This window comes from Duganella sp. OV510 (assembly GCF_900100205.1).
In the GTDB taxonomy this organism is placed as follows: domain Bacteria; phylum Pseudomonadota; class Gammaproteobacteria; order Burkholderiales; family Burkholderiaceae_D; genus Rugamonas.
In genome coordinates this window covers 373068-392355 of sequence record NZ_FNEQ01000005.1, presented here as the reverse complement: position 1 = coordinate 392355, position 19288 = coordinate 373068, and the positions used below count along the sequence as shown (strand labels likewise).

Sequence of the window (19288 nt, the reverse complement as noted above, 5' to 3'; positions counted from 1 at the left end):
ATCCAACGGTTCTTGACCATCGTGATTGCCATGTCCGAAGCCAGTCTCCCATCAGCCACCGAAGCATTGCCCGCCTACCGCGTTGAACGCTCGGCGGTTCACGGCAACGGCGTGTTCGCCCAGCGCGACATCGCTCCCGGCGAACGCGTCGTTGAATACGCCGGCCGCGAAATCACCTGGGAAGAGGCGCAGATCCGCGCCGAGATCCAGGGTGGGCCGCACAACCACACCTTCTTCTTCAGTCTGGCCAACGGCAACGTCATCGACGGCGGCGACCACGGCAACGAAGCGCGCTACATCAACCATTCCTGTGAGCCGAATTGTGAAGCCATGGAGGAAGAAGACGGCCGCATCTTCATCTACGCGCTGCACGACATCCGCGCCGACGAAGAGCTCAGCTATTCCTACCCGCTGATCTACGAGGGCCGCCACACGCCGGCCATCAAGCGCGCCTTCGCCTGCCGTTGCGGCGCCGCCAATTGCAGCGGCACCATGCTGGCGCCCAAGCCGCGCAAGCGCAAGCCTAAGCCAGCGCCGGCACCGATGGCAGAGTTTGTCCCTGTTGCAGCAGTTGTTCAAACGCCGCAGCCGGCAGCGGCGGGCTGAAGTAATAGCCCTGGATTTCGTCGCAGCCGTGACGGCGCAGGTAGTCGAGCTGGGTTTCGGTTTCCACGCCCTCGGCAATGACGCGCAGCTTGAGGTTGTGCGCCAGCGCGATGATGGACACCACAATGGCGGCCTCGTCGCCATCGCTGATATCGCTGATGAAGGAACGGTCGATCTTCAGCACGTCGATGGGGAAATGGCGCAGGTAGGAAAAACTGGAATAGCCGGTGCCGAAATCGTCGATCGACAAGGCCAGTCCCAGCGCTTTCAGCTTGTGCAGCAGCTCCACCGCCTGTGTCACATCGTGCATGAACAGGCCCTCGGTCACTTCGATGTCGAGGCAGCTCGGCGGCAGACCGGTCTGGCGCAGCACCTCGTCGATCGAGGCCAGCAACTGCGGCTCGCTGAACTGGCGTGGCGACAGGTTGACCGCCACCCGCAGCGCGCCCATGCCGGCGTCCTGCCAGGCCCGCGCCTGCGCGCACGCAGTGCGCAACACCCACGCGCCGATCTCGACAATCAAACCGGTTTCCTCGGCCAGCGCAATGAAGCGGGCCGGCGCCACCATGCCCAGTTCCGGATGCTGCCAGCGCAGCAGTGCTTCGACACCAACCACGCGGCCGCTTTGCAGGTCCACCTGCGGCTGGTAGTGCAGCACGAATTCCTGGCGTTCGACGGCGTTGCGCAGCGCGCTCTCGATGCGTAGCCGCTCGCGCGCTTCCTCATTCATGGCCGGCTCGTAGAACTGGGTATTGTTGCGGCCCAGCTTCTTGGCGCGGTACATGGCGATGTCGGCGTGCTCGATCAGGCGCTGCGCCGACGTGCCATCGGCGCCATACACCGCCACGCCGATCGAGCAGGTGACGAAGAATTCCTTACCCTCCAGCATGACCGGCTGGGTGACGGCACGCATGATGCGCTGCGCCACCTCGGCCGACAGCGCCTGTTGCGGCGATTCGGTCAGGATGGCAACAAACTCGTCGCCCGACAGCCGCGCCACAGTGTCGCTGTCGCGCACGCTATCCTGCAAGCGCTGCGCCACTGTCTTCAGCAGCAGGTCGCCGGCCTTGTGGCCCATGCTGTCGTTGACGAACTTGAAGCGGTCGAGGTCGATCAGCATCACCCACAGCGGCCGCCCGCTGCGGTTGGCAAACGCCACTGCCTGCGCCAGCCGGTCCTGCAACAGCACGCGGTTGGGCAGGCCGGTCAGCACGTCGTGATGGGCGATGTGCTGGATGCGCTGTTCCGCTTCCTTGCGCTCGGTGATCTCGGTGCCGGTGCCACGGTAGCCACGGAACTTCCCGCTACGGTCGAATACCGGCTCGCCGCTGCTGGTGAACCAGTGGGTCTGGCCGTCCAGCCCGGTCAGCGAGTATTCGAGGTTGGTGAAGGGCATATGCGCTTCCAGCGCCGCCTGGTGTTCGCGGCCCCAGCGGTTGTCCCATCGTTCGGGATGCGACTCCCAGCGGGTCTTGCCGAGGAATAGCTGCGGGTCCTGCTTGCCCTTGTCGAAGAAGCCGCCGGTGATATTGGTGAAACGGAATTGCTCGTCCTGCTCCCAGTACCAGTCCGATGACAGCGCCAGCAGGCGGCGGAAGCGGTGCTCGCTCTCCTGCAACGCTTCCTCGGTGCGCTTGCGCGCGGCGACATCCTCGGCCAGTTGCTCATTGCTGAGCTTGAGCGCGGCGGTGCGCTCGTCGACCAGCCGCTGCACCCGCACCGAGCGCCGCGCCAGCGAATTGACGAAGGCTGCCGTCAGCAGCGAGAACAGCAGTCCGCCCAGCAGCGTCGATAGCGAGCCCAGGTGATGAGGCAGGAAGGGGCGCGGCAGCGGCGTCACCTGCACATGCCAGGACTTGCCGGCGGCGCTGAAGGTACGCACATACGGTTCGCGGTAGTCGAACGCCAGCCAGCGCTGCAACGCATGCGGCGCTGGCGCCTCGGCGGCCGGCTCGCCACGGCTGTAGACCAGATTGGTCGCGCGCATATCATCGCCGATGTAGACCTGCAGCATCAGTTCCGGGTCGTCCAGCAGGTCGGCGGCCAGCAGGATCTTCTGGATCAGGTCGGTCGAACGGATGACCGCGCCGGTGTTGCCCAGCCAGGCTGCGCGCCGCTGCTCCAGCGTACCGGGTTCGGCGCCGTCGCGGTAGACCGGCATCATCATGACAAAGCCTTGCTGCCCGTCGCGCTCCTGTTCCAGCCGCAGCAGCGGCGTGGTGCGCGGCTGGGCATGATCGACCGCATCGGCGATGGCGCGCGCCATCACCGGCAGCGAGGCGACGTCGAGGCCGAAGGCGGCTTCGTTGCCTTCCAGCGGCTCCAGGTAATCGACGATGATGTGCTGGGGCCGCACCGCCAGCGGCTGGCCGCCGCCGTCGTGCAGCCGGTAGCCCGCATACAGGCGCTGCATGGCGTCCTGGTGCTGGCGTGCCTGCTCGCCATTCATGACGCGCTGGAAATTGAAGGCTTGCACAAACGGATAGCGTTCCAGCAGCGGCCGGCTGAAGCTGGCGAACTGTTCGCGGCTGACCGGGCCGACCGACTTGAACAGGCTGTTGATGATGGTTACCAGTTCCAGCGTATCGTCCATGCCACGGCGGATGGCGGCCGCGCGCATGTGGCCGCGCTGCTGGTAGCTGAGTTCCATCTTGCTGTATTCCAGCGCGCTGACGGCGACAAACAGCAGGCTGGTGACGGCGCAACCGGTCAGCAGGGTGAGGATGGCCGCCAGCGAGATGCGGGACGACTTGCGGGAGGACGACATGACGCGCTTTCCAGAACGGAGGACTAACTGGGCGCGGACGGGGGCGGGGACCGCAGGAATGCTAGCCAGTGTGTCACAAAAAGTGCCATGCGGACAGAGTATTTGTTAAAACACCACGCTCAGGCCCATCTGAGCCGCAGCACGATCCAGTGCGCCAGCAGGCGGTTCAGCAGCGGCAGCGCCAGCCCGCCGGTGCGCGCCACCTTGCGCTGCATGGCCAGCGCCGGGCTGTGGCCGCCGCTCTTGACGGCAAACAGGATGCGGTTGTTGCCGGCAATGCCGGTGAACCAGCAGATGCGGCCCTCGAAAGCCTTGCGCAGCCGCCGCAGCATGGCCGCATAGTGCGGATCGTAGCTAAAGATGTTCGCCACCATCACGCCGCCCGGCCGTAGCGCGCGCCGGCAATCGGCGTAAAAGCTGGCGCTGCCCAGCGGCGGCGGCAGGCCGTCGGCGTCGAAGCCGTCCACCAGCAGCACGTCGGCGCTGTGTTCCAGCTGGTGCATATAGTCGACCGCGTCGGCCTGGATCACGCGGAAGCGGTCGTTGTCGCGCGGGATGGCGAACTGCTCGCGCAGCGCAATCACTTGCGGGTCCAGCTCCAGCACGGTGATGCGTGCGTGCGGCAGGTAGCGGTAGCAGAACTTGGCCAGCGAGCCGCCGCCCAGGCCGACCATGACGATGTGCTCCGGCGCCGGGTGGAACAGCACAAAGCACATCATCGCCCGCACGTAGCTGAGCACCAGCGCGTCCGGGCGCGACAGCAGCATCTCGCTTTGCACCATGCCGGGCTGAAATTCCAGCAGGCGCTTGTTGCCGACGGTACGTACCCGTGGCGGCTGGCGATCGGTGGGTGTGGTCAAGTTGCTGAGTAATGTGGATTTACGTAGGGAATCATAGTAGCATGGCGTCAGCACGGGCCAGCCCCTCGGCGGCCGACTTGGAGAGAGATACGATGTTTTTAGACCACCCTACGCTTACCGCCACCAATAGTTTCACTGAGCCGGACCGCCTGGAGCGCCTGACCCGCGTGTACGGCTATGTGGCGGCACTGGCCGACCTGGCCGGCAAGCAGACCTTTATCGAGAAAGTCAGCCAATTGCACGACCACAAGGGCACGCTGATCGTGTTCTGGCACGATACCCCGACCGAAGATGAAAAAGCTTTCTTCACCCAGGCCTGGTCCAGCAAGATGGGCGACGGCAGCACCAATGTCGAGCACGAGGTCTGAGGCCTGACAGCAGGCTGCGGTCATGGACATAAAAACCTTGCTGTTGGCGCTGGCACTGGGCAATCTGAGCCTGTGCGCAGCGCTGTTCTTTTTTGAGGCTGGCGCGCGCCGCGCCGGCCAGGCCACGCATGCGCACGCCACTTGGGCGCGCGCCAAGCAATGCCAGGCGCTGGCCTGGCTGCTGCTGTATCTGCGCGGCGACCTGCCCGATATGATCACCATTCCGCTGGCCAACGCCGTGCTGTTTGCCGGCTTCGCGCTGGACGCCGCCGCGCTGTGGGAACAGGCCGGCCGGCGCGTGTGGCGCAGTTACCTGTTGCCGGCGCTGGGCGCGGCGATCGGTATATACAGCGGCGCCTGGCTGTTGCAAGTGCCGGCCGGTGGCCGCATCGCCATCGCCTCGCTGGCGGCCGGCTTCTTCTTTGTCGCTGGCGCCGCCGCGCTGGGACGCGGCTGGCGCCAGGGTACGGCGTTGCGCCGCTACGTGGTGATGCTGATGCTGGTGCTGAGCGTGGTGGTGGTCGGGCGCGGCCTGCTGTCGCTGGCGCCGGGCGGCGTGCAGCCGCTGGTGGTGCAGCTGGGCATGGGCGCCGTCTACCTGATGATGCTGGGCAACGCTTTCGGCTATTTGCTGCTGGCGCGCGAACAGGAGCAGGCCGAGCTGGCGCGGCTGGAGGTGGTCGATCCGTTGACCGACGTGCCGAACCGGCGCGGTTTCTACAACGTGCTGACGCCATGGATCGCGCTGGCGCGCCGCCCCGGCATGCCCACCGCGCTGGTGATACTCAACCTGGACCAGTTCAAGCGGGTCAACGACAGCTACGGCCACACAGCCGGCGACGTGGTGCTGAAAGCCATGGTCGACGTGTGCAAAAAACAACTGCGCGATTCCGACCAGATGGGCCGCCTTGGCGGCGCCGAATTTGCGCTGCTGCTGCCGCGCACCTCGCTGGAGGATGCCAGCATGGTGGCGGAGCGCATCCGCAACGCCGTCGCCGCGCAGCCGGTCAAGGCCGAGAAGGCCATCATCAATATGACCGCCAGCCTGGGCGTGACCACCATCCGCGCCGAAGACAGCACCGTAAGCCTGTTCAAGCGTGCCGACGAGGCTTTGCAGGCAGCCAAGCAGGCCGGTCGCAACCGCGTAATGGAAGCCGAAGTCATCAAGCTGTAACAAATCAGGCTTATCGTGCTTATAATGGTGTAAATCGTTTAGTTCAAATCTCATTATATGTACGCAGCCGTCGACCTGGGTTCCAATAGTTTCCGCCTCCACATCGGCAAGCATGATGGGGAGGCCATCCGCGTACTGAAAAGCGTGCGCGAGCCGATCCGCCTGGCCGCCGGCCTTGACAAGGACGGCAACCTGACCCCTGCCGCGCAGCAGACTGCCCTCAACTGCCTGAAAAACTTCCGCACCGTGCTGGCCGGCTACAAGCTGGACGCGGTGCGCGTGGTGGCCACGTCGGCGATGCGGGTGGCGCGCAATTCCGCCGCCTTCCTGCCGGAGGCTGAAAAAGCCATCGGCTATCCGATCGAAATCATCTCCGGCGAGGAGGAGGGGCGGCTGATCTACATGGGCGTGGCGCACGCGGTGGCGCTGCCCGGCGAGCGCCGGCTGGTGATCGACATCGGCGGCGGCTCCACCGAGCTGATACTGGGCCGTGGCCCGGAAATCGAAAGGGTGGAGTCGTTCAGCGTCGGCACGGTCAAGCAAAGCCTGTCCTTCTTCATCGGCGGCCGCATTGACGGGCCGTCGTTTGAAGCCGCCATCCTGTCGGCACGCAGCCATTTCGAGGACGCCGCGCCGCCCTACCATCCGCAATTCTGGAAGCAATGCTACGGTTCCTCCGGCACCGCGCGCACCATCGCCGACATCATCGTCAAGAACGGCCTGGGGCGCGAGGTCAACGCGCAGACGCTGGAGGCGCTGAAGCAGCGCTTCATCGAATTCGGCCACGTCAGCAAGATCGACATGCCGGGCCTGAAGCCGGACCGCGCCTCCACCATCATCGGCGGCCTGGCGATCCTGATTGGCCTGGTGCGCGAGCTGGATATCCCGCTGGTGCAGCCGATCGAGGCCGGCCTGCGCATGGGCGTGATGTGGGACCTGCACCTGCGTTCCACCAAGCGTGACCGCCGCGAGCAATCGGTGCAGGCTTGCGTCGAGCGTTTCCACGTTGACGAGCGGCGCGCCAACCGTGTGGCGGTCGACGCGCTGGCGCTGTATGCCCAGACCAAGCCCTCGTCCGAGCAGTATCAGCGCCTGCTGTACTGGAGCGCGCTGCTGCACGAAATGGGCATGGTGGTGTCGCACACCGGCTACCACAAGCACGCCGCCTACATCATCGAGAACGCCGACCTGCCTGGCTTCACCGCCCACGAGCAGCGCGGCATGAGCCGCCTGATCGTCGCCCACAAGGGCAATCTGCGCAAGGTGGCCGAGGTGTTGCAGGACGCGGATTTCGCCAAGGCCATCGTTGCCTTCCGGCTGTCGGTGCTGTTCATGCATTCGCGGATTGATATCGACTTCACCCAGCTCAAGCTGCGCTTCAAGAACCGCATCGAACTGGAGATCAGCCGCGACTGGGTGGCCGAGCATCCTACCCTGTCCTATTGGCTGGAGAAGGAACAGGAGCAATGGGATGAAGTGGGTGTAGACTTCACCATTCGCACCAGCTGAATGGAGAAGGGCCATGCTCGACAGGATTGTTCGCTACAGCACTTGCATGTTGCTAGCCCTGTCGTTGCCGGCCAGTGCGCGCGACAGCGTCACGCTGTGTTACGAGGCGCAGGACGTGCTGCCGTGGCGCACCGAGCAGGGTGGCGGTCTTAATTTCGCGCTGCTGAAGATGGTAGGGCAGCGGCTCGACATCGATTTCCAGTTCCAGAGCATACCGTGGAAACGCTGCCTGGCGCAGCTGAAGGCCAACGCGGTCGATGGCGCCTTCGCGGTCAGCTACAAGGCGGACCGCCGCGAGATCGGCGAATACCCCGGCGGCAACGGCGCCGATGCCGGCAAGCGCATGCACACCGACACCTATGTGCTGTTGCGCCGCAAGGGCAGCAAGGTGGCATGGGATGGCCAGCATTTCAGTCAGCTGGATGGCGCCGTCGGCTTTCAGCTGGGCTATTCGGTCGGCGACGTGCTGCGTGCGCAGAACGTTGAGGTGGACGAGGGCAGCCAGCGCGCCGTCGAACTGGCGCGCAAGCTGATCGCCGGTCGCGTGGCGGCTGCGGCGATGGGCGGCAGTGACGCTGCCGGCTTGATGCGTGGCCCGCTCGGTGCGCAGCTGGAACAGCTGCCGATTCCTCTGATTCAGAAACCGTATTTTCTGATCCTGTCGCACGCGCTGGTGGCCTCGCGGCCGCAACTGGCGGAGCGCATCTGGAACGAGATCGAGAAGTCCCGTAACAGCCCGGCCTACAGGAAGCTGGAGCAGGCGCAGGGAGTCCGCCATTGACCCGCGCGACAAGGTGCTGAGCGACGGCGGCGGGCCGCTGACGCAAGTTCGGCTGGCGTGGCGCCGCAACATCCTGCTGCGGCTGGGCTTTGGCATCTTCCTGGCGGTGGCGATTTCCACCGCCATCTACACCACCTATGTCATGCAGACGCTGCGCAGCGAGGCGGAGCAAAACCTGCGCGAACGCGCCGAGCGGCTGGCGGCGGTGCTGTCACAGGCGCTGGCGCGGCCGCTGTTCGATATGAATAGCGCGGCCGTGTCGAGTGTCGTCGATGCTTCCGGCGCCACGCCGGAAGTGCTGGTGCTGCGCGTGCTGGCGCCTAATGGCGCCGAGCTGGCCAGCTATGTGTCGCCGATGAAGGAGCCGGTGGCGTCGATCCGCGTGCGGCGCGAAATCCAGTTCAGCGATGCGCGCCGTGTTTATCCGGTTGGCGCCATCGACCTGAGTTATTCACGGCAGCAGATGGATACGGACCTGAACCGGCAGATTTTCAACACGGTGGCGGCCAACCTGCTGCTGGCGATGGGCATCGTGCTGTCGATCTTCATCGTCGGCCGGCGCGCGGCGCGGCCGTTTGCCGACATCCGCGTGGCGCTGGAAAAGCTGACGCGCGGCGAGACCGACATCAAGCTGTCCGGCATCGGCCGCGAAGACCAGGTCGGGCGGCTGTCGGACGCGGTGCTGCGCTTCCGCGACACGCTGACCCGCCTGCGCGACGCCGAGCGCGAGCTGCGCGATCTCAACGCCGAGCTGGAACAGCGCATCAGCGCCCGCACCGGGGAACTGACGCGCAGCACGCAGCAGGCGCGCGACAGCCAGGCCAAGTTGCAGACCATCGTCGATACGGCGCTGGATGCGGTGGTGCGCATGGACCTGGATGGCCGCATCGTCGGCTGGAACCGCCAGGCGGAAGTGATATTCGGCTGGCGGCGCGACGAGGCGCTGGGGCTGGAGCTGGACAAGACCATCATCCCGCCGCGCTTCCGCTATGAGCACAAGCGCGGCATGCAGCGCTACCTGACCGGCGCCGGCAGCGGCGTGCTGGATACGCGCATCGAGGTGTACGCCTTGCGCCGCGATGGTGAGGAGTTCCCGATCGAGCTGTCGATCACGCAGGTGAAGACCGAGGAGCGCGACAGTTTCGAATTCTGCGCCTTCATCCGCGACATCAGCGAACGCCGCGAGCGCGAACAGAAACTGGTGACGGCGAATGTGATGGCGGAAGCGGCCAGCATCGCCAAGTCCGAGTTCCTGGCGAATATGAGCCATGAGATCCGCACGCCGATGAGCGCCGTCATCGGCATGGCCTACCTGGCGCTGCGCACCGACCTGACGGCCAGGCAGCACGACTACGTCAGCAAGATCCACCGGGCGGCGCTGACGCTGCTGGGCATCATCAACGACATCCTGGACTTCTCCAAGATCGAGGCCGGCCGGCTGGAAGTGGAGGCGATTCCGTTCGCGCTGGAGGATGTGCTGGCGCATGTGCACAGCGTCACCGCGCAGCGTGCGGCCGACAAGCGGCTGGCCTATGTGACCGATGTGGCGCCCGGCGTGCCGCGCTATCTGGTCGGTGATCCGCTGCGTCTGGGGCAGGTGCTGATCAACCTGGTCAACAACGCGGTCAAGTTCACGCTGGAGGGGCAACTGGAATTGCGCTGTGCGCTACAGGGCGCGCTGGCCGATGGCAAGGTGGTGCTGCGCTTCAGTGTGCACGACACCGGCATCGGCATGACGCCGCCGCAGAAAGCGCGGCTGTTCCGCGCCTTCAGCCAGGCCAATGGCTCGACCACGCGCCAGTATGGTGGCACCGGTCTGGGGCTGTCGATCTCGCAGCAACTGGTGCGGCTGATGGGCGGAAATATCGAGGTGCAGACCGAGGTGGATCGCGGCTCGACCTTCCATTTCGACTTGCCGTTTGCGTTGTCGGACGCCGCCGCGCTGTCGCTGCAGGCAGCGCTGCATCAGGGGCCGGCTAATGAGGTGACGGCGGACGCCGGCGTGCGCCGCACCGCGCGCGTGCTGCTGGCCGAGGACAGCGTTGACAACCAGGAGGTGACGCGCGAACTGCTGCAACTGCAAGGGCTGGACGTGGAGGTGGTAGCCGATGGCCGCGAAGCAGTCGACCGCCTGATGCGGGCTGGCCCGCGCGCCTATGACCTGGTGCTGATGGACCTGAGCATGCCGGTGCTGGACGGTCACGAAGCCACGCGCCTGCTGCGCGCCGACAATCGCTTCAGCGAGTTGCCGATTATCGCCGTGACTTCGCACGCGCTGTCCGGCGTGCAGGCGCGCTGCCTGGAGGAGGGCATGCAGGATTTCGTTACCAAGCCTATCGATCCGCAGCGTTTGTATAGCGTGCTGTCGCGCTGGCTGGGGATGTCGATGAAGGTGATCCCGCCCAGGCCGCCGCTGCCGGAGGCGGTGGTTGATGTGGCCGACGCGCGCAAGGCGCTGCGCGAGCTGGCGGCGCTGGTGGGGGAGTTCAGCGGCGAAAGCCAGGAGTATTTCGAGCGCGCGCGCCCGGCGTTGACAACCTTGCTGCCACTGGAGCTGATGGTGCGGCTCGATCATCATATGGGGCAGTACGAATTCGAGGCGGCGGCAGGACTGCTGGCCCAGGCAATCAAGGAGACAACATGAATAATTCTAATGGCCGGCGCACGGTACTGATCGTCGATGACACGCCGGATAACCTGACTTTGCTGTCCAATTTATTGAAGGACAAGTACAACACCAAGGTCGCCACCAGCGGCGCGACGGCGCTGCAAATTGTCGCGTCCTCGAAAGTAGACCTTATCCTGCTTGATATCATGATGCCGGAGATGGACGGCATCGAGACCTGCCGCCAGCTCAAGGCTGATCCTTCCAGTGCGGCGATTCCGGTGGTATTCCTGACCGCCAAGAGCCAGCAGGAAGATGAATCGCTTGGCCGCAGCGTCGGCGCGGCGGACTTTTTACGCAAGCCAGTGAATCCAGATTTGCTATTTACGCGTGTGGCTGCGCACCTGAATTGATATATACTGTTTATATTGATGACTAAATCTGGAGTGAAAATGGCGACCAAACCAGCCACCCGCACCACCGCAACCAAGCCTGCAGCCGCCAAGCCGGCAGCAAAAGCCGCACCGCGCGCAGCAGCGAAGCCGGCGCCGAAAGCCGCCGTGAAACCGGCCGTGAAGCCGGTCGCCAAGCTAGCCGCACCTCGTGCCGCCGCCAAGCCGGCTGCGCCGAAAGCAGCGGCACGTCCCGCCGCCAAGCCAGCCGTCAAAGCCGCGCCGAAGGCAGCCGCCAAGCCAGCGCCAAAAGCTGTCGCCAAACCGGCGCCTAAGGCCGCAGCAAAGCCGAAAACCACCACCAAGCCAGTCGCCGCGGCGCCGGAAGTGAAGAAAGCCCATAAGGAAAAGCTGGTGCGTGACAGTTTCACCATGCCGGAAGCCGAATACGCGGTACTGGGCCAGGTGAAGAAAGCCGCGCTGAAGGCGGGCTTTGAAGTGAAGAAGAGTGAATTGCTGCGCGTTGGCGTGGCGCTGATCTCGCAGATCGACCTGGCGACGCTGAAAAACGTGCTGGCCAGCCTGCCGCAGCTGAAAACCGGCCGTCCAAAGAAAGCCTGATTAAAAAACAACAGGTCACGAAAATGACATTTTATTGTCATTTTCTTGAAGTATTCGCTGGTTACGCTTGCTTCGTCTTCCACACAAAAGGGATGAAGCATGCAAACCTCGATCATACACGCGGACGTGCGAGCAGCGTCTGGCAAGCTGGTACTCAGCATGGCAAGCACGCCGGAGGAACTGCGTGAAGTGCAGCGCTTGCGCTACAAGGTGTTCATCGAAACTATGGGCCTGACCGCGTTGCAACGCGCCGATGGCCTGGACAGCGATGAATTCGACGAGCACTGCGATCACCTGATCGTGCGCGATTCCGATACCCTGATGGTGGTGGGCACCTACCGCCTGCTGAGCGCCAACCGTGCCCGCACGCTGGGCCGCCTTTACTCCGAGGGCGAATTCGACCTCGGTCGCCTGAACAACATCCGTGGCCGCATCGTCGAAGCGGGCCGCGCCTGCATCCACCCTGACTATCGTGGCGGCAGCGTCATCATGCTGCTGTGGTCCGGCCTGGCCGAATACATGCGCCGCGAGAACGCCGAATTCCTGGTCGGCTGCGCCAGCATCTCGCTGGCCGATGGCGGCCACAATGCGGTCGCCGTGTTCCAGCAACTGGCAAGCAAGAACCTGGCGCCGATCGAATACCGCGTCACGCCGCACCTGCCGTTCCCGTTCTCCAGGCTGGAAGCTTCGCAAAAGCCGCAAGTGCCTGCGCTGCTGAAAGGCTATATGCGCTCGGGCGCGTGGATCTGTGGCGAACCGGCCTGGGACCCTGATTTCGAAAGCGCCGATCTGTTCCTGCTGATGCCACTGGCGAACCTGGACTCGCGCTATGCCCGCCACTATGGGGTGGGCGACGCCCAGCCTTTGGCAGCCTGACGCGGTTTTCCTGCCCCGTGTAGAATAAGCGCCGTTGTGCTTATTCTGCGGGGCTGTCATGAAGTTGGATATAGAGTCGGATAAAACGGGGTTTCAGGAGCGTCCGGTGCTACGGCATCGCGGTTCCCGCGCCACGTCCACGACGGACAGCGTCATCGAGGAAGTCCCGGTCGCGCTGGTCGTCAATGGCATCTCGCATGCGGTGATGATGGTCACGCCGCGCGATCTCCAGCCCTTTGCCATGGGCTTTCTGCTGACCGAAGGACTGGTCGCCAAACGTTCGGATGTTTTTGATATCGAAGTGCACGAGCATGCGCGCAGTTTCGAGATCGACATCACCATCGCCACCCAGGAGTTTGTGCAACTGAAGCAGCAGCGCCGTTCGATGGCAGGCCGCAGCGGTTGTGGTGTCTGCGGCATCGAAAGCCTGGCGCTGCTGGATCTGCAACCGGAGCGGATTCAATCGGCGCCGCTGCACGCCGAAGGCGCGCTGCAACCAGCCATCACCATCGCCGCCTCGGAGCTGGGCCAATACCAGGAACTGATGCGCGCCACCGGCGGTGTGCACGCGGCGGCGTGGTGCGATGCGTTTGGCAATGTGCTGCGCGTCTGCGAGGATGTCGGCCGCCACAATGCGCTGGACAAGCTGATTGGCTATCTGGCGCTGGAAGGCACGGACATGCAGCGAGGCTTCGTCTTCATGTCCAGCCGCGCCAGTTATGAGCTGGTGCGCAAGGCTGCGCGCATGCACATCCCGATGCTGGCCACCATCTCCGCACCGAGCACGCTGGCGATCGATATCGCCGCTGAAGCGGGTGTCAAGCTGGTGAGCTTCTGCCGCCAGGACGGCTGCGTCGAATATACCTGAGCCGGCGCGCCTACCACACTCCAGCCAGTGCGGCGCACAGCGCTACTACCAGCCAAGGCGGCCATTTCCAGAAGACCAGCAGCACGAACACGGTGGCTGCGAGGCAGAAGTCGCTGCCGCTGAGGATGGCGCTGGTCCAGACCGGGTGGTAGAAGGCAGCCAGCAGCAGGCCGACCACGGCGGCGTTGATACCAAGCAGCGCCTGGCGGAAGCCGGCATGGCGGCGCAGACTTTCCCAGAACGGCAGGGCGCCCAGGATCAGCAGGAAGGCGGGCAGGAAGATGGCCGTGACAGCCAGCGCGGCGCCGTACCAGCCCGATGGCGATTGCGTCGACACGGCGCCCAGGTAAGCGGCGAAGGAGGTCAGCGGGCCTGGAATCGCCTGGGCGGCCCCGTAGCCGGCCAGGAAGGCGTCGTTGGATACCCAGCCAGATGGCACCACTTGCGCCTGCAATAGCGGCAGGATGACGTGGCCGCCGCCAAACACCAGCGCGCCGGCACGATAAAAACCGGCGAACAGCTTGACGGCGTAGCTATCGCTGCCGGCCGCCACCACGGGCAGGGCGAATAGCAGGGCGAAGAACACCATCAGCAGGCAGGCGCCGGTGCGGCGGCTGGTGCGCACTGGCAGCGCGGCGTCGGGCAGCGGTGCGTCGGAGCGCAGCAAGGCCCAGCCAACGATGCCGCCGATGGCGATGGCGCTGATCTGCCCTGCCGTCGATGGCAGCAGTGTGGCGATCGTGGCGGCAGCAATCGCCAGCGTGAGGCGCGCCTTGTCCGGCGTCAGCGTCCTGCCCATACCCCATAACGCCTGGGCGACTACCGCCACCGCCACCACTTTCAAGCCATGCAGCCAGTCGCCGCCAGACGGCATGTGCGTGACGCCCAGCGCGAACACCACCAGCAGCACGACCGAGGGCAGCGTGAAGCCGAGGAAGGCCGCTACGGCGCCGGCGTAGCCGCCGCGTAGCAGACCGAGAGCGATGCCGACCTGGCTGCTGGCCGGGCCGGGCAGGAACTGGCACAGCGCCACCAGGTCGGCGTAAGCATGTTCATCCAGCCAGCGTCGGCGATGGACAAACTCTTCGCGAAAATAGCCGAGGTGGGCGATCGGTCCGCCGAAAGACGTCAGCCCGAGTCGCAGGAATACCAGGAAGATGTCAGCGATGTGCTTCAGCCGAGCGCTCCAGCAGGACCGGGATGGACTTGGAGGTTGGCGTGCCGGCGCCGTCGGCGGTGCTGTGCAGCGGCACCAGCCCGTTGGTCTCCGGGAAGTAGGCGCCCAGGCAGCCGCGCGGAATATCGTATTCGACCAGCAGGAAGCGCTCGGCGCGGCGCGTGACGTCGTCTTCCCACACGCTGGTGATGTCGACGTGCTCGCCGTTTTTCAGCCCCAGCAGCGCCAGGTCGTCCTTGTTGATGAACACCACGCGGCGCAGGCCGAACACGCCGCGATAGCGGTCGTCCAGGCCGTAGATGGTGGTGTTGTACTGGTCGTGCGAACGCGCGGTCATCAGCGTCATCAGCCGTTCGCCGTGTTTCGCGCGGGCGCGGTGGATCGGTGTGTCAAGATCGATCGCGTGCGGCACGAATTGCGCACGGCCGCTTGGCGTGCGCCATTCGCGCTCGCGCGCCGCCACGCGCAGGTGGAAGCCGCCGGGATGCGCGACGCGCGCATTGAAGTCGTGGAAATCGTCAAACACTTTTTCGATCAGCTCGCGGATCTCGGCGTAGTTGCCGCCCAGGTGCAGCCAGTCGACCTTGTCGCTGCCCAGCGTGGCGTGCGCCAGCCTGGCGACGATCATGGTTTCCGACATCAGCTGCTCCGAGGCCGGCTTGTTCATGCCGTAGGACAGGTGCACCATGCTCATCGAATCTTCCACCGTCACGCCTTGCGGCACGCCGTTTTGCAGGTCGATCTCGGTGCGGCCCAGCGTTGGCAGGATCAGTGCCTGCTTGCCCATGATCAGGTGGCTGCGATTCAGCTTGGTGGCCACGTGCACGGTCAGGTCGCAATTTTGCAGCGCCTTGAAAGTCAGCGCCGTATCCGGCGTGGCCATGGCGAAGTTGCCGCCCATGGCGAAGAACACCTTGACGCGGCCGTCCAGCATCGCCTGAATGCTGTCGACCGTGTCCAGGCCGTGCGCGCGCGGCGGCTCGAAGTTGAACACGCGCTGCATGCGGTCGAGGAAGGCCTTGGTCGGCTTTTCCTCGATGCCCATGGTGCGGTCGCCCTGCACGTTGGAGTGGCCGCGCACCGGGCACAGGCCGGCGCCCTTGCGGCCGATCTGGCCGCGCATCATCATCAGGTTGGACAGCATCTGGATGGTCTTCAGCGCGTTCTTGTGCTGCGTCAGGCCCATGCCCCAGGTGCTGATGACGTTCTGGCCGCGAATGAAGATGCCGGTCAGCTGATCGATTTGCAGGCGCGGCACGCCGGATTCCTCCAGCAGCAAGTCCCAGTTCTCGGCGCGCAGGTCCTGCTCGAAGGCTTCAAAGCCGCTGGTATGACGGGCGATGAATTCGCGGTCCAGCACACCCGGCTGGCCGGTGGCCAGCGCTTCGTCGTCACGCTCGACCAGGCGCTTGGCGATGGCCTTGATCAGCGCGAAGTCACCGGCCAGCTTCGGCTGCACGAACATATTGCTGATGTTGGTGGTGGCGCCGGTCAGCATCTCCAGCGCATGCGCCGGGCTGGTGAAACGTTCCAGGCCGCGCTCGCGCAGCGGATTGATGGAGACAATGGTGGCGCCGCGCCGCGCGCAGTCACGCAGCTCGTTCATCATGCGCGGATGGTTGGTGGCCGGGTTCTGGCCAAAGATCAGCAGCGTGTCGGCATGCTCGAAATCTTCCAGCGTCACCGTGCCCTTGCCGATGCCGACCGTGCCCGGCAGGCCGCGGCTGGTCGGCTCGTGGCACATATTCGAGCAGTCCGGGAAGTTGTTGGTGCCATACATGCGCACGAACAGCTGGAACAGGAAGGCCGCCTCGTTGCCGGTGCGGCCCGAGGTGTAAAAGGTGGCCTGGTCCGGGTCCGGCAGCGCCTTCAGGTGGCGCGCCATCAAGGCGAAGGCGTCGTCCCAGGCGATGGTCTGGTAGGTGTCGCTGGCGGCGTCGTAGACCATCGGATCGGTCAGGCGGCCGTGCTGTTCCAGTTCATAATCGGATTGTTCGAGCAGGCTGGTGACGGTGTGGGCGGCAAAGAATTCCGGCCGCACGCGCTTGCTGGTGGCTTCGGCCGCCACCGCCTTGACGCCGTTCTCGCAGAATTCAAAAGTGGACGCGTGCTCGCGGTCCGGCCAGGCGCAGCCGGGGCAGTCGAATCCATCCGGCTGGTTTTGCTTGAGCAGGGTTTTGTAGTGGCTGCCGGCGACTCTCTCGTGCACGAGATTGACCACCACTTGTTTCAGCGCTCCCCAACCACCGGTTGGATGGGAGTAGGGTGCGATATGGCCTTCGGGCTTTTTACTCATATTTGGTGCAAAATCATATTTTGTGTAGAGCATACCACGATGGAAGATGACGTAATAGCCGCCCTCGGCGGCGTGCTGGAAGCGCTGTGGCGCATCGAAGCCGAGTGGCCGGGCAAGCCCTGTTCGCTGGCCAAGCTGAGCAAGCAGGCGCAGCGGCCGATGAGCGTGCTGCGTCGCCAGCTGACCATGCTGGAGGAGGCCGGCCTGGTAACGCTGGCGCTGGAGGATGGCGGCGTCGCCGGCAACGTGGCGCTGAGCGCCGCCGGGCGCCAGATGGCAGCCGATATGTTCCCTTAAAAATTCTGCTTGTATTTCGGCGGTCAAAGGTTTAAAGTTCTTGTACTGATTAGTACAACTTAACTTAAAGGTGCTTACAATGAGCCGTCCACCACTCCCACCGTTCACTCTCGAAACCGCCGTCCAGAAAGTCCGCCTGGCCGAAGACGGCTGGAATACCCGTAATCCGGAAAAGGTCGCGCTGGCCTATACCGAAGACTGCCTCTGGCGCAACCGGGGCGAATTTGTCCAGGGCCGCGCGGAGATCATCGGCCTGCTCAAGCGCAAGTGGACGCGCGAACTGGAATACCGTCTGATCAAGGAATTGTGGGTACATGACGGCAACCGCATTGCAGTTCGCTTCGTCTACGAATACCATGACGACTCCGGCCAGTGGTATCGCGCCTACGGCAACGAAAACTGGGAGTTCGCGGAAGACGGCCTGATGCAGCGCCGCCTGGCCTGCATCAACGAACACCCGATCGCCGCCAGCGAGCGCAAGTTCCACTGGGATATCAACGCACCGCGCCCGGCTGACCATCCGGGATTAAGCGATTTTGGTTTTTGACACATGCCACGAGTAATGGGCGATCGCAGCGGCGCCGTGCCGCTGCTGGCCGAAGTATTCCGCACCTACGGCTTTGAAGGGGCCAGCCTGGCGCGCATCAGCAAAGGCACCGGGCTGGGCAAGGGCAGCATCTATAACTTCTTCCCCGGCGGCAAGGACGAGATGGCGGCGGCAGTGCTGGACGAGATTGACGGCTGGTTCCGCCAGCAAGTGTTCCAGCCACTGCGCGAAGCCGCCGACGTGCGCCAGGGTGTGGCTGACATGTTCACCGCCGTCGGCCGCTATTTCCTGTCGGGCCGCAAGGTGTGCCTGGTGGGCGTGTTTGCGCTCGGCCATGAGCGCGACCGTTTCGCCGTTCGCGTGCAAGCCTATTTTGCCGAATGGGTGCAGGCGCTGGCGGCGGCGCTGCAACGCGGCGGGCGCGACGCTGCTAGCGCGCTGGCGCTGGCCGAGGAAGTGGTCGGCGGCATCCAGGGTGCGCTGGTGCTGGCGCGCGCGGCGGATGAGCCGGCATTGTTCATGCGTGCGCTGGAACGATTGCAGCAGCGGCTGGACTGACAGGCGCCAGGAACTTTGTCTGCGTGCTAACGGTCCAACTTCGTTTCGACCGGACTGAACGCCATGACTTCCGAACTCGACCGCATGATCGCGCCCGGCCTGGCGCACGGGCTGCTGCTGGAGCAGTTTTACCTGAACGTTGCCGACTTCGCCATCTTCACGACGGATACGCGGGGTGTCGTCACCAGCTGGATCTTGGCGCCGAACTGATTTTCGGCTATGCGGCGGCCGACATACTCGGCCAGCACAGCGATTGCCTGTTCACCCAGGGCGATCGCGCCGAGCATCAGTTGCGGCGCGAGATGCTGACCGCGCGGCTGGCCGGCAGCGCCGCCGACTACCGCTGGCATGTGCGGCGCGGCGGTTCGCTATTCTGGGCGGACGGTGTGATGACGCCGGTACGCGACGCGGACGGTGCGCTGACCGGCTACCTGAAGATCCTGCGCGACATCACCGCCAGCAAGCTGGCCGAGGACGAGGTGCGCCGCCTGGCCACGATCGACGTGCTGACCGGGCTGGCCAACCGCGCCGCCTTCGATGCGCGGCGGGCGGAAATGATGTCGTTTGCCGCGCGCAGCGGCCAGTTGCTGCTGTTGCTGATGATCGACCTCGACCAGTTCAAGGACGTCAACGACGCGCTCGGCCATCAGGCCGGCGACCTGCTGTTGCAACTGGTGGCGCAACGGCTGCGCGCGGTGTGCCGCGAAAGCGACTTCGTGGCGCGGCTGGGCGGCGATGAGTTCGCGCTGATCCAGCAGAACGTGCCGTCGCCGTCCACCGGCGGCCTGCTGGCGGAAAAGCTGCTGGCCGAGTTGTCGCGGCCATTCCAGATCGGCGACCGCGAGATCGCCATCAGCGCCAGCATCGGCATCGCCGTTTGTCCGCTGGATGCCGAAGCGCCGGACCTGCTGCTGAAGAAAGCCGACCTGGCGCTGTACCATGCCAAGGAAGCTGGCCGCAATTGCTACCACTACTAAACGGCCGAG

The 19288-nt window shown here is 64.7% G+C and carries 19 protein-coding genes; 15 read left to right on the top strand and 4 right to left on the bottom strand.

All coding sequences use genetic code 11. The annotated features are described in order from the left end of the window. Positions 1-30 precede the first annotated feature (30 nt). Entirely contained in the window at positions 31-606 is a 576-nt protein-coding gene (locus BLS51_RS16260) for an SET domain-containing protein (RefSeq protein WP_090184630.1), read from the top strand. Here the strand turns inward: BLS51_RS16260 and BLS51_RS16255 are convergent. Both BLS51_RS16255 and BLS51_RS16250 read right to left on the bottom strand, forming a co-directional pair. Further along, positions 524-3373: a bifunctional diguanylate cyclase/phosphodiesterase gene (locus BLS51_RS16255; protein WP_090183678.1), complete on the bottom strand. Its 2850-nt coding sequence runs from the start codon at positions 3371-3373 to the stop codon at positions 524-526. The genes BLS51_RS16260 and BLS51_RS16255 overlap by 83 nt on opposite strands. A gap of 119 nt (positions 3374-3492) precedes the next feature. Continuing rightward, a complete protein-coding gene (locus BLS51_RS16250) occupies positions 3493-4155 on the bottom strand; it encodes a fused MFS/spermidine synthase (protein ID WP_090184634.1) in 663 nt (220 codons plus the stop codon). Between the two features lie 170 nt (positions 4156-4325). Here BLS51_RS16250 and BLS51_RS16245 point away from each other — a divergent pair, with 170 nt between their 5' ends. The 9 genes from BLS51_RS16245 to fdhD all read left to right on the top strand — a co-directional run bounded on the left by BLS51_RS16245 (position 4326) and on the right by fdhD (position 13427). Beyond that, positions 4326-4601 carry a hypothetical protein gene (locus BLS51_RS16245; RefSeq protein ID WP_090183681.1) on the top strand — a complete coding sequence of 92 codons (276 nt, stop codon included), beginning with the start codon at positions 4326-4328 and terminating at the stop codon, positions 4599-4601. A 22-nt stretch (positions 4602-4623) separates the two neighbouring features. Beyond that, positions 4624-5775, top strand: coding sequence for a GGDEF domain-containing protein (locus BLS51_RS16240; RefSeq protein WP_090183683.1), 1152 nt, complete (start codon positions 4624-4626; stop codon positions 5773-5775). 57 nt (positions 5776-5832) lie between these two features. Then, positions 5833-7284 carry a Ppx/GppA phosphatase family protein gene (locus BLS51_RS16235; RefSeq protein ID WP_090183685.1) on the top strand — a complete coding sequence of 484 codons (1452 nt, stop codon included), beginning with the start codon at positions 5833-5835 and terminating at the stop codon, positions 7282-7284. Between the two features lie 13 nt (positions 7285-7297). Further along, positions 7298-8065 carry a substrate-binding periplasmic protein gene (locus tag BLS51_RS16230; RefSeq protein WP_090183688.1) on the top strand — a complete coding sequence of 256 codons (768 nt, stop codon included), beginning with the start codon at positions 7298-7300 and terminating at the stop codon, positions 8063-8065. 13 nt (positions 8066-8078) lie between these two features. Beyond that, positions 8079-10709 carry an ATP-binding protein gene (locus BLS51_RS16225; RefSeq protein WP_229207578.1) on the top strand — a complete coding sequence of 877 codons (2631 nt, stop codon included), beginning with the start codon at positions 8079-8081 and terminating at the stop codon, positions 10707-10709. Continuing rightward, entirely contained in the window at positions 10706-11083 is a 378-nt protein-coding gene (locus BLS51_RS16220; RefSeq protein ID WP_090183690.1) for a response regulator, read from the top strand. The genes BLS51_RS16225 and BLS51_RS16220 overlap by 4 nt, the downstream gene beginning before the upstream one ends. A 39-nt stretch (positions 11084-11122) precedes the next feature. Beyond that, the gene (locus BLS51_RS16215; RefSeq protein WP_175472594.1) at positions 11123-11683 is read left to right on the top strand and encodes a hypothetical protein; all 561 of its coding nucleotides are present in this window, start codon (positions 11123-11125) and stop codon (positions 11681-11683) included. A 99-nt stretch (positions 11684-11782) separates the two neighbouring features. Next, positions 11783-12559, top strand: coding sequence for a GNAT family N-acetyltransferase (locus BLS51_RS16210; RefSeq protein ID WP_090183692.1), 777 nt, complete (start codon positions 11783-11785; stop codon positions 12557-12559). Positions 12560-12617: 58 nt separating this feature from the next. Further along, positions 12618-13427 carry a formate dehydrogenase accessory sulfurtransferase FdhD gene (gene fdhD / locus BLS51_RS16205; RefSeq protein ID WP_090183694.1) on the top strand — a complete coding sequence of 270 codons (810 nt, stop codon included), beginning with the start codon at positions 12618-12620 and terminating at the stop codon, positions 13425-13427. A 10-nt stretch (positions 13428-13437) separates the two neighbouring features. On the opposite strand, the gene chrA is transcribed toward fdhD, so the two are convergent. Both chrA and BLS51_RS16195 read right to left on the bottom strand, forming a co-directional pair. Further along, positions 13438-14604: a chromate efflux transporter gene (gene chrA / locus BLS51_RS16200; RefSeq protein ID WP_090183697.1), complete on the bottom strand. Its 1167-nt coding sequence runs from the start codon at positions 14602-14604 to the stop codon at positions 13438-13440. Next, positions 14588-16900, bottom strand: a complete 2313-nt coding sequence (locus BLS51_RS16195; protein ID WP_090183700.1) for an FdhF/YdeP family oxidoreductase — start codon at positions 16898-16900, stop codon at positions 14588-14590. Before BLS51_RS16195 ends, chrA begins: the two co-directional genes overlap by 17 nt. A gap of 39 nt (positions 16901-16939) precedes the next feature. On the opposite strand from BLS51_RS16195, the gene BLS51_RS16190 reads away from it, so the two are divergent. From BLS51_RS16190 to BLS51_RS16175, 5 genes are all read left to right on the top strand, one after another. Further along, positions 16940-17197, top strand: a complete 258-nt coding sequence (locus tag BLS51_RS16190; protein WP_090183702.1) for a helix-turn-helix domain-containing protein — start codon at positions 16940-16942, stop codon at positions 17195-17197. A 79-nt stretch (positions 17198-17276) separates the two neighbouring features. Beyond that, positions 17277-17744 (top strand): nuclear transport factor 2 family protein, encoded by a 468-nt coding sequence (locus BLS51_RS16185; protein WP_090183704.1) that lies wholly within the window; start codon positions 17277-17279, stop codon positions 17742-17744. A 3-nt stretch (positions 17745-17747) separates the two neighbouring features. Beyond that, a complete protein-coding gene (locus BLS51_RS16180; protein WP_090183707.1) occupies positions 17748-18302 on the top strand; it encodes a TetR/AcrR family transcriptional regulator in 555 nt (184 codons plus the stop codon). 63 nt (positions 18303-18365) lie between these two features. After that, positions 18366-18512 (top strand): hypothetical protein, encoded by a 147-nt coding sequence (locus BLS51_RS30260; protein WP_229207611.1) that lies wholly within the window; start codon positions 18366-18368, stop codon positions 18510-18512. Then, positions 18491-19279 (top strand): sensor domain-containing diguanylate cyclase, encoded by a 789-nt coding sequence (locus BLS51_RS16175; RefSeq protein WP_229208066.1) that lies wholly within the window; start codon positions 18491-18493, stop codon positions 19277-19279. The genes BLS51_RS30260 and BLS51_RS16175 overlap by 22 nt, the downstream gene beginning before the upstream one ends. Positions 19280-19288 lie beyond the last annotated feature (9 nt).